Genomic DNA, 14,215 nt, shown 5'->3' with positions numbered 1-14,215 from the left:
CGCGCCGCAAGACGCTCTGTACCTGAACAGGAAGTGCATAAGGCAGCCTATGAATCGCCAAAGCGAATATAATTACCCAACGAAAAACGGCCTCTTTCCGTTTACCCGGAAAGAGGCCGTTTTATCAGATCGCGCTTGATTGCACGGGGTGCGCGGAATCAGATCCGTTCCACGGTTACCGTCAGCGGCAGTTCGTCGATTTCGATGGCCGACCGCTGTTTGCCCTCCGCTACGGAGACTCCGCCGCGGGCCAGCGTCTGAGCGGCGATATAGTCGGCGTACCTGCGCACGGCTTCGTCGGTTTCGGCGTTCGATTCGACCGTTACCCGGATTTGGTCGGTCACCTCGAATCCCTGTTCCTTGCGCAGGTTCTGAATACGGTTCACCAGCTCGCGGGCGATCCCCTCGGCCCGCAGTTCCGGCGTCACTTCGATGTCCAGCGCGATGGTCAGCGTGCCTTCGGTGGCCACCAGCCAACCCGGCATGTCTTCCGACGTGATTTCGAAGTCCGCCCGTTCCACCGGCAGCACCTCGCCGCCGGCTATCGTCAGATCGTACGTCGCACCTCCGGAGAGCGCTTCCACCGCGGCGATGTCTTCCTGCGAGAAAGCCGCCACCGCCGCCGCGATCGCTTTCATCTGTTTGCCGTACTTCGGCCCCAGGGTCTTGAAATTCGGTTTGATCCGTTTGGTGATGACGCCGGTCGTCTCGCGGATATATTCCACCTCTTTGACATTCACTTCGCCGAGGATCAGCCCTTCGACCGCCTCCAGACGGGCCTGTACCGCCGCATCGAGCACCGGAATAATCATCTTGCTCAGCGGCTGCCGCACTTTGATGTTCACTTTGCGGCGCAGGGCCAGCACCATCGAAGAAGCCCGCTGCGCCAGCTCCATCCGGCGTTCCAGCTCCTCGTCCGCCAGCGCGGCGTCGTAAACCGGAAATTCCGCCAAATGCACCGATCCGGCTTCGCCGTGCGTCAGGTCGCGGTAGATGCGGTCGGTGATGAACGGAGCGAAAGGCGCCGCCAGCAGGGACACCGTTTTCAGGCAGGTGTAAAGAGTCTGGTAGGCCGCCAGCTTGTCGGACGTCAGGCCGCCCCCCCAGAACCGCTTGCGGTTCAGACGCACGTACCAGTTCGACAGGTTTTCGTTCACGAAGTCGCCGATCGCCCGGGCCGCCGGAGTCGGGTCGTAGTTTTCGAGCGACTCGGTCACGTTCTTCACCAGCGTGTTCAGCAGCGAGATGATCCAACGGTCGATCTCCGGCCGCTCGGCCACCGGCACTTCCGGTTCGGAACCGGTGAAGCCGTCCACGTTGGCGTACAGCGCGAAGAAGCTGTAGGTGTTGTACAGGGTCCCGAAGAACTTGCGGCGCACTTCGTCCACGCCGTCCGTGTCGAATTTCAGGTTATCCCACGGCTGCGAGTTGGAGATCATGTACCACCGCACGGCGTCGGGCCCGAACCGGTCCATCACCTCGAACGGATCGACGGCGTTGCCCAGACGTTTGGACATCTTGTTCCCGTTTTTGTCGAGCACCAGTCCGTTGGAGACGATATGCCTGAAAGCCACGCTGTCGAACAGCATCGTGGCCAGCGCGTGCAGCGTGAAGAACCAGCCGCGCGTCTGGTCCACCCCTTCGGCGATAAAGTCCGCCGGGTAAATTTTTCCCTTGAAATCGGCTTCGGCCACCTCGAACGGATAATGCACCTGCGCATAGGGCATCGCCCCGCTGTCGAACCAGACGTCGATCAGGTCGCTCTCGCGGCGCATCGGCTCGCCCTTGGACGACACCAGCACGATATTGTCCACATAGGGCCGGTGCAGGTCGAACGAGTCGTAATTCGCTTTGGAATAGTCGCCTTCCTTGAAAGAAGCGAGGGGATTTTCCGTCATCAGCCCTGCGGCGATCGATTTTTCGATTTCGGCTTTCAGTTCGGCCACCGAGCCGATGCACTTCAGTTCGCCGTGGTCTTCGGTCGCCCAGATCGGCAGCGGCGTGCCCCAGTAACGCGAACGCGAGAGGTTCCAGTCCACCAGGTTTTCGAGCCACTTGCCGAAACGCCCTTCGCCGGTCGAAGCCGGTTTCCAGTCGATCGTCCGGTTCAGTTCGATCAGTTTGTCTTTCACGGCCGTCGTGCGGATGAACCACGAATCGAGCGGATAGTAGAGCACCGGTTTGTCCGTGCGCCAGCAGTGGGGATAATTGTGGGTCTGTTTTTCGATTTTAAACGCCTGGTTGTTCGCTTTCAGCATCATGCAGATCTCGACGTCCAGCGTTTCGTCCTTGTCGGTTTTGGCCGGATCGTAGGCGTTCTTGACGAACTTGCCCGCGAATTCCTCGTATGATCGATCGACGTATTTAGCGACGAACCCGGCATCCAGGTCGTCGATCACGAAGAATTTCCCGGTCCGGTCCACCATCGGCTGCCATTTGCCCGCTTTGTCCAGCAGCAGCATCGGGGCGATGCCGCTCTGTTTCGACACCCGGTCGTCGTCGGCCCCGAACGTGGCCGCGATATGCACGATTCCGGTACCGTCCTCGACCGTCACGTAGTCGGCCACGATCACGCGAAAAGCGTCGCCTTGCAATTCGTCCAGGGCCGGCCGGATCCATGGGATCAGCTGTTCGTACCGAACGCCGTCCAATTCCGGGCCGGCATATTCGCGCACGACGGTATAGTCTTTGACTTTGGCCCCGGTCATCGTCTTTTCGAGCAGGTCTTTGGCCAGGATGACGGTTTGTTCTTTCCCCGTATAGGGATTGGCGCAGATCACCTGCACATAGCTGAAATTCGGCCCTACGGCCAGCGCCATGTTGCTCGGCAGCGTCCACGGCGTGGTCGTCCACGCGAGGAAATAGAGATCGCCCCTGACCGCCGCTTCGCCGCCCGCGAACAGGAATTCGCTTTGGGCGTCGCGGATCACTTTGAACTGCGCCGTGCAGGTGGTGTCCTTCACATCGCGGTAGCACCCCGGCTGGTTCAGCTCGTGGTTCGAGAGGCCCGTCCCGGCCGCCGGCGAATAGGGCTGGATGGTGTAGCCTTTATAGAGCAGCCCTTTGTCGTAGAGCTGCGAGAGCATCCACCACAGGGTTTCGATATATTTGTTGTCGTAGGTGATGTACGGGTTTTCCATATCGACCCAGTACCCCATCCGGCGGGTCAGTTCATTCCACAGCCCGGTATATTCCATCACCGCTTCGCGGCAGGCGCGGTTATACTCTTCGATGGAGATTTTTTTGCCGATATCTTCTTTGGTGATACCCAGTTTCTTTTCCACGCCCAGCTCGACTGGCAGGCCGTGGGTGTCCCACCCGGCCTTACGATGTACGAGGAACCCTTTCTGGGTCTTGTAACGGCAGAATACGTCTTTGATGGTACGGGCCATTACGTGGTGGATGCCCGGGACCCCGTTGGCCGAGGGCGGCCCTTCGTAAAACACGAACGCGGGGTGCCCTTCGCGGGTTTCGATGCTTTTATGGAAAGTATCCTCCCGATCCCATTGTCCCAGCACTTCGGTGCCGGCGGCCGACAGGTCGAGTCCTTTATACTCTGTGAATTTCTTGCTCATGGGTCGTTTCGTTTCTGCGATTGGCAAAGGTACGATTTATTTCACAGCGGACAAAGTAACCGCTGCTAATGACGGGATTAGCGGACGGGAGAGGAGGCTGCCAGCGACGGTTCCCGTCCTTCCGATGCGACAGGCCGGTTCCGCATCCGCCTTCCGGCGGGAGGGAACCGGCCTGTGCTCTGTCCGGATTTTTCCGGGAAACGGAATTCGTTCCTCTCCTGCCGGAAGACGACAGGAGAGGAACGGCCGGTCTCCCGTCCCGACGGTTACTCCCCGTCGCTGAAAAGGCTCGGCGCGATCGGACGCATGTTGTAGTTCGACGCCATGATGCTGCCGTAGGCTCCCGTGGAACGGATCGAAAGCACGTCCCCGCGCCGCGACTCCGGGAACTCGATGTCCCGCGCGAACACGTCCGACGATTCGCAGATCGGTCCGGCAATGGAGTACAATCCCGTCGGCCGGGGCTGTCGGTCAGCCTCGGCCGTCAGATTTTCGATCCGGTGGTGCGCGCTGTACAGCGCCGGACGGATCAGCTCCGTCATTCCGGCGTCCGTAATGGCGAAATGCGCCCCGCCGGCGGTGGTTTTGGTATAGAGCACCCGCGTGATCAGTTCGCCGCACTGCGCCACGATCGAACGACCCAGCTCGAAATGGACGGTCTGCCCTTCGCGTACGCGCAAATTGTCGCGGAAGGTGCGGAAATAACCGGCGAAATCGGGTACCGGTTCGGCATCGGGATCCCCGTAATCGATCCCCAGGCCGCCGCCCATATTGAGGTGTTTCAGCTCCACCCCTTTGGATTCGAACCACTCGGCGATCTCGTTCACCCGCCGGGCCAGTTCGGCGAACGACTCCATCTTCCGGATCTGCGACCCGATGTGGAAATGCAGCCCGACGATGCGGATATGCTCCAGTTCGTGCAGTTTGGCCAGCGCGGCGTCCACTTCGGTGTAGGAGATACCGAACTTGCTCTCGGACTGCCCGGTGGATATGTATTTGTGCGTGTCGGGCTGCACATTGGGGTTGATCCGCAAGGCCGCATTGACGACCTTCCCCTGCTTTGCCGCCAGTTCGTCGATCACTTCCAGCTCCTGCAACGACTCGCAGTTAAACGCGAAAATCCCCGCCCGGATCGCGTATTCGATTTCACGGTCGCTCTTGCCGACTCCGGCGAAGACGATCTGCTGCGGCGCGAAGCCGTTCTCTACGGCGCACCTCACCTCATAACCGCTCACGCAGTCGGCCCCCAGCCCGGCTCGTTGTATCTCGGCCAGGATACGCGGTTCGACATTCGCTTTCAGGGCGTAGTGGATACGGTACCCGTATTTTCCCGCCTCGTCCGCGGCGGTTTTCAATGTCCGCCGCAGCAGGTCGAGGTCGTAATAATAGAAAGGCGTCTGAGGCACCTCCGTGCCCGGTACAATGGTGTATTTCGGCATCGTTTGGTTTTGATATTCTGGTTTTGATATGAAGTTTCATTGCCGCGGCCTGCGAAGTTCGCGGGTAGCGGGTTTTCGGGGCGGTGGCAGGCTTAGGTTCCTGACGGTTTCAGGCGGCGGAACGCATAAGCGCAAAGCCGCAATAAGCCCGGGAAAGCGAGTAGCGCGATTCGTAAGAATCGCCGGCCTTGCGCGCTGGCGCCGAAGGCGCCACCCCCGGAGCGCGCAGGCCGAACCCGACAGAGCGGGTAGCTGAGCCCCTTGCGAATGGCGGCGCGCCCCGTGGGGGGGGACGTGGGCGTGCCGAAAACGACAAAGCCACCAGTTAAATCCCCCGCCAATGCGCGGCTAAGCCCCCGCGCCAGCGGGCGGCAACCGCCTCCCCGGGCGGGAAGCCGCAAAGCGTCTCCCGCAGGCGGTTACCGAAAATGGCGGATGATAGCCGACACGGCAGCCGAAGACCGCCCCGCGCCCGCGGCCAGCCCGAACCGACGCAGGAACCGAGCGCCATCGAACTTGTTCGTATGGCCGAGGCGCAAGGAGGAAGCCGGAACGGCAACCCATCCCCGGCGCAGGGCTGCAACTCGCAAAGCTCGTTTGGCCCTCGCCGGCTCCGGCCCGGCCGCGGGAAACGACTCGGCTTTATTTTCCGTTCGTACAGTCGAACAAATGGTCGTTCAAAGCCTGGAGGGTCTGTTTCTTATGTTCCGTGGAAACCAGGATCGTCATGCTGCGATGGTTGGCTCCGTAAGAGATCATCTTGATCGGGATCTCCCTCAATCCGTTGAAAATACGGGCCGCCAGCCCTACCTGCTGGTAGTCGATGCAACCCACGATGCAGACGATCGTGTTGTCGCGGTCTATCTCCAGGCTCCCAAACGGCACCAGTTCGCGGACGATTTCGTCCAGACGGTCGGTGTTGTCGATCGTGAGCGACAGTTCGACTTCCGAAGTAGTGATCATGTCCACCGGCGTCTTATACTTTTCGAACACTTCGAACACTTTGCGCAGGAAACCGTAGGCCATCAGCATCCGCGCCGACGTGATGCGCACCACCGTGATCCCGTCCTTGGCCGCCACCGCGTGGAAATCCATCGCGTTGTCCTCGTCGGCCGAAATCAGCGTCCCTTCGGCCTCCGGCTCCATGCTGTTCTTGAGCCGCACGTTGATCCCCGCCTCCTTGCACGGCTGGATCGTCAGCGGATGCAGGATCTTGGCCCCGAAATAGGCCAGCTCGGCCGCCTCGTCGAAACTCATCCGGCGGATCGGGAACGTTTTTTCCACCACGCGCGGGTCGTTGTTGTGCATCCCGTCTATATCGGTCCATATCTGCACTTCGTCCGAATCGATGGCCACGCCCATCAGGGCCGCGCTGTAATCGCTCCCGCCCCGGCCGAGGTTGCTGACATGGCCGGCGGCGTCGGTACAGATGAAACCCTGCGCGATATAGTAGATATCAGGATCGGTCTCGGTCACCAGCCGGGTCAGCTCTTTTTTGAGGCGTGCCGTATCGGGTTTTCCTTCGGGGTCGGTGTGCATGAATTCGGGCGAAGTCAGCAGCACCGCCTTGTGGCCCAGCTCCTGCATGTGGTAACAGAAGATGGCGCTGGTCAGCAACTCGCCCTGCGCCTGGATCAGTTTGTCCGACACCTCACCCCGGTAAGTAAACGTTTCGTCGGAGATCAGGGCCAAAGCCGCCTCCATCCGTTCCACCGCGGCATCCTTATGCGTGTCGAGCAGGCGCAGGATGCAAGAGGCGTATTTGTCGCGCAACGCCTCGATCGTCTGTTTGACGGTACCCGTATCGCCGGCCCGCGCCGCCGCCGATATCCTGACCAGCGCGTCCGTGGTGCCGGACATAGCCGACAGCACGGTCAGCCGGGCGCCTTCCGAAACGATAATTCCCGCCACACGGCGCATATTGGCCGCCGAACCGACCGAAGTCCCGCCGAATTTGAGTGTTTTTATCATGACTGACGTTAAATTACGAACATTCTGTTATTTTTGCACTAACGGTCCTCGCAGGCCGTTATGAGCTGCAAATTTATACAAATGGACCGAAATAGGACGGTGCGGGAGCAAATTGTTCAATAATCGAAGAAACTGTTAAAATTATGACAAGCATACCGACAGTCGTCGAAGGAATCATCAAGCGGAAGCCTTTTCTGGAGAGCGCCCTGATCGAGGGGCTGGTCAATCTGTCGGCGTTGGCGCGCAAGCTGAAGCCGGAGGTCGAGAAACAGGCCGGACGCGCCGTGAACGACGGAGCGATCATCATGGCCCTCAACCGGCTGGTGCCGAGGCTGGAGTTACTCTCGAACGTGAAATTCCGGAAAGTGATCGAGAACATCGGGGACATCGTGGTACGTTCGAACCTCGCCGACCTGACCTACCGAAATTCCAAATCGCTGTTCCGGTGCCAGGCGCTGCTGCTCGACCACGTACAAAAGACCAAAGAGGCGTTCTGCACCTTCTCGCAGGGGGTCGGCGAAACGGCGATGGTGATGAGCAGCCCGCTGGCGCCGGTCGCGGAGGAGATTTTCCGGAACGAACGGCAGATATCCAAAACGGCCTCCCTCTCCTCGATCACGATCAAACTGCCGGCCGAGAACAGCATATACCCTGGGGTCTATTATTACATTTTCAAGGAACTGGCCTGGGACAATATCAATATGGTGGAGCTGATCAGCACCACCAACGAATTTACGGTCGTGGTGCACGACGACGACATCCACCGGGCCTTTTCGATCCTGATGGACGTCAAACGGGGGGCGGCCCTGTAACCCATGAAACGGCTGTTTTTCGTCCTCGCATGGCTGTGCGTGGCGCTCGGTTTCCTGGGGGTATTCCTGCCCCTGCTGCCCACTACGCCGTTCCTGCTGCTGGCGCTGTTCCTCTTCGCCCGCTCCTCTCCCCGGTGGCGGATCGCGCTGATGAAACACCGGCTGCTGGGGCCTTACATCCGGGGCTACGCCTCGAACGAAGGACTGTCGGTACGGACCAAAGCGACGACTTTGGCAGTCATGTGGGCCGCCATGCTGTTTTCGGTCGTCTTCATCGTCCGGACGCCATGGCTCCGGATACTGCTGCTGGCGATAGCCGTCGGCGTGTCGGTACATATCCTGCTCAAAAAGACCCGCAGGAGCGGACGTTCCTGAACCGCAGCCGACGTTTCGCGGCATCCCGCACGGCCCGTCCCGGCCATTCCGGTTCCGGGGTACCGGCTTTCGAAGTAAAATCCTTACCTTTGAACCGCTAACACCAAACTGATTTCTGAACATTCCGACTTATCCTATGAACGGTAAACTTCTGGTGCTGCCCGGCGCATTATGCGCCGCCACCGGCAGCGTTTTCGCACAACAGGCCCGGCAGGCGGAACAAAAACGCCCCAACATCGTCTATATCATGTCCGACGACCATGCCGTACAAGCCATCAGCGCATACGGCCACCCCTTGTCGCAAGTCGCGCCGACACCGAACATCGACCGCATCGCGGCCGAAGGGGTGCGCTTCGACCGGGCCTACTGCGGCAACTCGGTATCGGGGCCGAGCCGCGCCACGATTCTGACGGGAAAACACAGTTACAGCAACGGATTCAAAACGAATGCCGACTTTTTCGACGGCGGACAGACGACACTGCCCAAAGTGCTGAAAGAAAACGGATACGCGACGGCGATCATCGGCAAATGGCACCTGAAGACCTACCCGACGGGATTCGATTACTGGAAGATACTGGACGACCAGGGAATGTACTACAACCCCGACTTCGTAGTGATGAGCGGCGACACAGTGCGTCAGAAGGGTTACGTGACCGACATCGTGGCCGACGAGAGCATCGAGTGGATCGACAAACACAAGGACAGTCCGTTTTTCATCATGGTGCACAACAAGGCCCCGCACCGCAATTTCCAGCCTGCGCCGAGGCACCTGACCCTGCACGAAGACACATTCTTCCCTTATCCGGACAACCTGTTCGACGACTACGAAGGGCGCAAGGCGGCCCAGAGGCAGGAGATGAGCATCGCGAAGGACATGATGCCGGCCTACGACCTGAAACTCTATACCCGCAAAGAGGGCTGGGATCCCAAAACCGACTGGGGACCCGACTACCGGTTCATGGATTCGACCGAAAAAGCGGCCTATATCGCTTCGTACGACGCCGCGAACCGGGCCTATTACGATAATCCGCCCACGGGCGACAGCCTCACGCGGTGGAAATTCCAACGGTACATGCGCGACTATTTTTCGACGATCGCGGCGGTGGACGAGAATGTCGGCAAGATTCTCGACTATCTCGACCGGACAGGGCTGGCCGAAAACACGATCGTCGTTTACGCTTCCGACCAGAGCTTCTATCTCGGCGAACACGGATGGTTCGACAAACGGTTCATGTACGAAGAGTCGATGCGGATGCCGCTGGTGATCCGTTACCCGCGCGAAATCCCGGCGGGAACGGAGGCGAAGAGCTCGTTGGTGCAAAACATCGACTTCGCGCCGACACTGCTCGACTGGTGCGGCATCGGGAAACCGGCCGAGATGCAGGGCGAATCGTTCCGGGCCATCGCCGACGGGGGCGACAGGGCGGTCAAACCGGGCAAAAACTGGCGCAAGACGCTCTATTACCGTTATTTCGAGAATCCGGGCATCCACAATGTCATGCAGCATGCGGGCGTGCACGACGGCCGGTGGAAACTGGTCTATTTTTACAGCAACGAGACGCCGGTACCGGCGGAACATTTCTTTGAATTGTACGACCTGAAGAACGATCCGCACGAAATGCGCAACATTTACGGCACCCCGGAGGCCGGGAAACAGACGGCGCGGCTGATGAAAGAGCTGAAACGGCTGGCGTCCTATTACAACGAGGTGCTGCCGCCGTGCCCGGAACTGGAAAACTTATAACGCCCCGGTATGTCCCGGCCGTTTCCCATTCCCGGTCCGGTACCGGAGGAAAGTTGTTTCGACCGCACGGTTTAAAATAAGTCTCCGCAGGGGGCGGCCTAAGAAACCTGTGGTTTCGATGGATGCGATTCATCAGAATCGCCGGCTTTCGCAGTGCCTCCGGGCACTCCGACCGGGAGTTCGTTCCGATGGATGGGCGCAAAACCGATAAATGAGATGAGATAATTTAAGTACGATTAAATTAGGCTTCCGCGTCAGCGGGCAGGCCGGACGCCTCCCCGTCGGGAGGCCCGCAATCCTCGTAAACTCGGGGCGGTCTCCCGGGCGCCCGACCCGAATGAAAAATAATCGTACGGTTTAATCGTGTGTCTGTCACCAACGGACGTTTGTTCTTTTCTTACCCGCTCATGCCGCGGGGGTACCGGCTTCTCCGGACGCCTCATGCCGGCGGGGCACTTGCTTTCTTGGGCGGGCAAGAACCGAACAACGCAGCAAGAGCAGAGGCCGCTTGCGGACTATGCCTTGCCAGTGCGAGGAAGACCATAGGTCAACGCAAGCAAAGAACCCGCCGGGAATGCGATTCCCAGTTCTCGACTAACGTTGAAACGGGAAATCGCACATTCCCGGGTTGGCAGCCTCTACCCGAACTTCGATACAAAGTAAGAAGCCGGGAGTATTTTTAAACATACTTTTAATTTGCAGGTTGCAGCCCTTCGCCGGGGGTGGCTTCGGGCTGGCCGCTACGCGGACAATTAACCGTACAATTAAAAACAAGTTTCCGCGCCAGCGATGAAGGTCTTTTCTCCCTCGGAAGGCCCAACGCCCTGCGGCGCCGCCCCTGGCGAACACGACGAATACGACGAACACAACAAAAAATATATATCATGAAAACAACCGCATTCACCCAACACCATATCGCCGCAGGAGCCAAGATGGCCGAGTTCGCGGGATACGACATGCCGATCGAATTCAGCGGCATCAACGACGAACACGCCACCGTACGCGAAAAAGTCGGCGTATTCGATGTGAGCCATATGGGGGAGATATGGGTCAAAGGCCCCCAAGCCCTGCCTTTCCTGCAATACGTCACCTCGAACGACGTATCGGCCCTGTACGACGGTAAAGTACAGTATTCCTGTTTTCCGAACGGCAAAGGCGGTATCGTAGACGACCTGTTGGTTTACCGAATCGACACCGAAACCTACCTGTTGGTGGTGAATGCCGCCAACACCGACAAAGACTGGGAATTCCTCTGCTCCCACGCTCCGAAATTCGGACTGACTCCCGGCAAAGAACTGTACAACGCCTCCGACGAAATCGCGCAGCTGGCCGTCCAGGGTCCCGCGGCGATGGATCTGGTGCAGGAGCTGTGTCCGGACCGCGACGTGAAAAGCATGGAATACTACACATTCTGCAAGACCACGGTAGCGGGTATTCCGAATGCGATCCTTTCGATCACGGGCTATACCGGCGCGGGCGGCTGCGAAATCTACGTGGCCAACGAAGACGCCGAAAAACTCTGGGATGCCCTGTGGAAAGCCGGCGAAAAGTACGGACTGAAAAACATCGGTCTCGGCGCACGGGATACCCTGCGGCTGGAGATGGGTTTCTGCCTCTACGGCAACGACCTGGACGATACCACTTCGCCGATCGAAGCCGGTCTGGGCTGGATCACCAAATTCAACGACGCCAAAGGCGAATTTATCGACAGCGTCCTGCTGGCCCGGCAGAAAGCCGAAGGCGTACAGCGGAAACTGGTCGGTTTCGAAATGATCGAACGGGGCATTCCGCGCCACGGCTACGAAGCGGTATCGCCTGCCGGCGAAACGATCGGAGTCGTAACCTCAGGCACGCAGTCTCCGAGCCTCAGAAAAGGCGTCGGGCTGGCCTACGTGAAACCGGAATTCGCCAAAGCGGGTACGGAAATCGCTATCCTGATCCGGGGCAAAGCGGTAAAAGCGCAGGTGGTACGGCCGCCGTTCTACAAAAAATAAGATGTTCCGGTCTATCGGGACATTCCCGTTACGCAATCGGCGAAGTCTGCCAGGCAGACTTCGCCGATTGCGTTTGACCGCAGAATCATTTCGCAGCGTTCCAGTTTTCGCTCCGCCGCTTTCCATGCGGACGCCGCCCGCACAGTATCATATTCCGTAAGAGAATCACAACCCGACCGCGTGTCCAACGATACCGCGCCCGCCCAAGGCAGAAAACTTTGGTCATCTGATTATATAGATTCGGCGGAATTTTCCGCTGTCGGTTCAGCGGTGCCGCCTGAATCGAGTATGGCAAACCCCGGCAAAAAACCGGCAGGTTCTTTTCCCCGCCCCCGTCGGCAGCGGGAGAAACACGAACACCCCGCGCTATCGCCGGCACAAAACCTCCCGTTCATCTCATAATGCGGACATGATCCGGCCGACCGGCAGAATCAGCGAGCCAAAACCGTTCATGGCGTTGAACAACGCAGCCAGATCATAAAAGCCGTCCGTCAGCGCAGACACGGGAATATCCCGGACGGTTACGGTCCGCCGCCGGAGCAGATATTCCCGCATCGTGCCGCGCAGCAACGGTTCCGCCGGCGTATGCCATACCTCCGGCGACCCTCCGGCGACACGGAACGCCACGTTACAGAACGTGGTATCCGTCACCCGTCCCCGACGGACGATCAACGCATCGCCGCAACCCGCGGCCACGGCCCGTTCATGCCAGACCGTCAGCCTCGAACGGTCGCAATATTTATAAGCATACTCCGCATCGTCATCCGCCACGGCCAAGAGCGAACCAATCCGGGGAGGCACATAAGGCTGGTATTCGACCTTTACGATACCCGACGGACCATATACGACGCGGCACTTTACCACCCCGCTGCGCAACGCAGGCGGCACGGGGACCGCCGCCAACGCAGCCTCCGGACCGAAACCGCCGGTCAGCCCGTACAGTCCCCGGCAGGTGCGGTCGATCCGCTCCCGGTGCAAAGCCAGTATCTCCGGCGACGGCAACCCGCCGTCAGCGATCCGAATCGTTTCGACGCAAAGGCACATAGACTTTTTCTTTCATCTCTTCGTATTCCGCCGTCCGGTCGCTGCGGTACGTGATTCCGCCGCCGCTCTTGAACAGGTACTCCCCCTGCCCCGCCCCCGGTTCCCGTTCGAGGAAACGGATCATCACCCCGCTGTCCAGCGTCCGGCCGTCGAACAGGCCGCAGACACCGGTATAGTATCCGCGTTCGTAATTTTCAGCTTCAGCAATGATTTCCAACGTCTTGGGTTTCGGCGCCCCCGTTACCGATCCCGCCGGCAACAACTCGAACAACACGGAGCCGATCCGACTCTGCCACCCCTCCGGCAACTGGCCCCGGATTTCCGAACTGACCTGCAACAACTCTCCCCGGTGCGTGCGGACACGGTCGATATACCGGTAACGCTCCACCCGCACCTCTGCGGCCACCCGGCTGAGGTCATTGCGAATCAGGTCCACGATCGTGGCATGTTCGGCCGCCTCCTTCGGGTCGTCCAGAATCCGCCGTTCCGCCTTCGGCAACGCCGCGTCGATCGTCCCTTTCATCGGAAACGACGCGATCGTCCCCTGCGCATCGATCCGCACGAACGTCTCCGGCGAAAAACAGACGAAACGGTCGTCGAACCATATCTTATACAAAGCGTCCGTCCGGTCGAAAATTTCCCGCAGGCTCAGGCCGCATCCGACCGGCGTGGCACACGTCAGGTTTACCAGGTAACTGTTCCCGGCCAGCAGGTGGGTCATCACAACGTCGAATTCCGCCGCATATTCGTCCGGCGAACAGAAACGAGGTTCCCACCGCAGTTCCCGTTCCGGTTTCCGTATCCCGGCCTCCGGGGCGTTCGTCCTGTCGCCGACGGCATAGAGCAACCGCTGCGGATCGATCTCCTCCAACGGCTCCACGACGCACGCCTGCATCGCGTAGTCCGCCAGGAACACGAACGGCCGCCTCTCCGCCCCGTACCGGTTCATTATGTCAGCAGCGTATAAAGATGAATAAGTCTTCATAGTTTCCATAGTACCTGGTCCGGCCCGAACCGGCAAAGGGACGCTTGCGGCCCTGCGCCGGGGATGCTTTCGGGCCGACCGCTAACGCGGGAATCCGGATAAGCGTAAATTCGCCGAACAAAAGTAGCATTTTTACCATGGAACGCCTATCTTTGTTTCCGTCTTGATAGGGGTGCTCCGCCGTGCGCGGGGCTGAGATCATACCCGTAGAACCTGATGCGGATAATGCCGCCGTAGGGATTTTCTGAAGGGTGTTAAACAGCTCTTGTTTAACGC

General features: G+C 59.3%; 9 protein-coding genes and 1 riboswitch. Of the genes, 4 read left to right on the top strand and 5 right to left on the bottom strand.

The genetic code is table 11. The features are described from left to right. Positions 1–158 precede the first annotated feature (158 nt). From ileS to RIKMI_RS0108445, 3 genes are all read right to left on the bottom strand, one after another. A complete protein-coding gene (gene ileS, locus RIKMI_RS0108455) occupies positions 159–3,575 on the bottom strand; it encodes an isoleucine--tRNA ligase (protein ID WP_027291259.1) in 3,417 nt (1,138 codons plus the stop codon). A 266-nt stretch (positions 3,576–3,841) separates the two neighbouring features. Next, entirely contained in the window at positions 3,842–5,014 is a 1,173-nt protein-coding gene (lysA, locus tag RIKMI_RS0108450; RefSeq protein WP_037291740.1) for a diaminopimelate decarboxylase, read from the bottom strand. Positions 5,015–5,656: 642 nt separating this feature from the next. Then, positions 5,657–6,985 carry an aspartate kinase gene (locus RIKMI_RS0108445; protein ID WP_027291257.1) on the bottom strand — a complete coding sequence of 443 codons (1,329 nt, stop codon included), beginning with the start codon at positions 6,983–6,985 and terminating at the stop codon, positions 5,657–5,659. A 143-nt stretch (positions 6,986–7,128) separates the two neighbouring features. Here RIKMI_RS0108445 and RIKMI_RS0108440 point away from each other — a divergent pair, with 143 nt between their 5' ends. The 4 genes from RIKMI_RS0108440 to gcvT all read left to right on the top strand — a co-directional run bounded on the left by RIKMI_RS0108440 (position 7,129) and on the right by gcvT (position 11,910). Beyond that, the gene (locus tag RIKMI_RS0108440; RefSeq protein WP_027291256.1) at positions 7,129–7,797 is read left to right on the top strand and encodes an ACT domain-containing protein; all 669 of its coding nucleotides are present in this window, start codon (positions 7,129–7,131) and stop codon (positions 7,795–7,797) included. 3 nt (positions 7,798–7,800) lie between these two features. Further along, positions 7,801–8,172: a YbaN family protein gene (locus RIKMI_RS0108435; protein ID WP_027291255.1), complete on the top strand. Its 372-nt coding sequence runs from the start codon at positions 7,801–7,803 to the stop codon at positions 8,170–8,172. A gap of 136 nt (positions 8,173–8,308) precedes the next feature. Next, positions 8,309–9,916, top strand: coding sequence for a sulfatase family protein (locus tag RIKMI_RS13525; protein ID WP_051214440.1), 1,608 nt, complete (start codon positions 8,309–8,311; stop codon positions 9,914–9,916). 884 nt (positions 9,917–10,800) lie between these two features. Then, complete coding sequence (gene gcvT, locus RIKMI_RS0108425) at positions 10,801–11,910, top strand: glycine cleavage system aminomethyltransferase GcvT (protein ID WP_027291254.1); 1,110 nt, start codon at positions 10,801–10,803, stop codon at positions 11,908–11,910. Positions 11,911–12,306: 396 nt separating this feature from the next. On the opposite strand, the gene RIKMI_RS0108420 is transcribed toward gcvT, so the two are convergent. Next, the gene (locus RIKMI_RS0108420) at positions 12,307–12,954 is read right to left on the bottom strand and encodes an aminotransferase class IV (protein ID WP_027291253.1); all 648 of its coding nucleotides are present in this window, start codon (positions 12,952–12,954) and stop codon (positions 12,307–12,309) included. After that, a complete protein-coding gene (locus RIKMI_RS0108415) occupies positions 12,920–13,939 on the bottom strand; it encodes an aminodeoxychorismate synthase component I (RefSeq protein ID WP_027291252.1) in 1,020 nt (339 codons plus the stop codon). Before RIKMI_RS0108415 ends, RIKMI_RS0108420 begins: the two co-directional genes overlap by 35 nt. 158 nt (positions 13,940–14,097) lie before the next feature. Then, a riboswitch (TPP riboswitch) is annotated at positions 14,098–14,196 on the top strand. The last annotated feature ends 19 nt before the right edge of the window (positions 14,197–14,215 follow it).

Origin of the sequence: Rikenella microfusus DSM 15922, assembly GCF_000427365.1 — a bacterium.
In the GTDB taxonomy this organism is placed as follows: domain Bacteria; phylum Bacteroidota; class Bacteroidia; order Bacteroidales; family Rikenellaceae; genus Rikenella; species Rikenella microfusus.
Note: the sequence above shows the minus strand (reverse complement) of the source record. Positions and strands in the feature narration are given on the sequence as shown.

Bases quoted from the DNA above. Each gene is read 5' to 3' on its own strand.
- gcvT (WP_027291254.1), top strand. From the start codon at position 10,801: ATGAAAACAACCGCATTCACCCAACACCATATCGCCGCAGGAGCCAAG.
- RIKMI_RS13525 (WP_051214440.1), top strand. From the start codon at position 8,309: ATGAACGGTAAACTTCTGGTGCTGCCCGGCGCATTATGCGCCGCCACC.
- RIKMI_RS0108445 (WP_027291257.1), bottom strand. From the start codon at position 6,985: ATGATAAAAACACTCAAATTCGGCGGGACTTCGGTCGGTTCGGCGGCC.
- RIKMI_RS0108435 (WP_027291255.1), top strand. From the start codon at position 7,801: ATGAAACGGCTGTTTTTCGTCCTCGCATGGCTGTGCGTGGCGCTCGGT.
- RIKMI_RS0108420 (WP_027291253.1), bottom strand. From the start codon at position 12,954: ATGTGCCTTTGCGTCGAAACGATTCGGATCGCTGACGGCGGGTTGCCG.
- RIKMI_RS0108440 (WP_027291256.1), top strand. From the start codon at position 7,129: ATGACAAGCATACCGACAGTCGTCGAAGGAATCATCAAGCGGAAGCCT.
- ileS (WP_027291259.1), bottom strand. From the start codon at position 3,575: ATGAGCAAGAAATTCACAGAGTATAAAGGACTCGACCTGTCGGCCGCC.
- lysA (WP_037291740.1), bottom strand. From the start codon at position 5,014: ATGCCGAAATACACCATTGTACCGGGCACGGAGGTGCCTCAGACGCCT.
- RIKMI_RS0108415 (WP_027291252.1), bottom strand. From the start codon at position 13,939: ATGAAGACTTATTCATCTTTATACGCTGCTGACATAATGAACCGGTAC.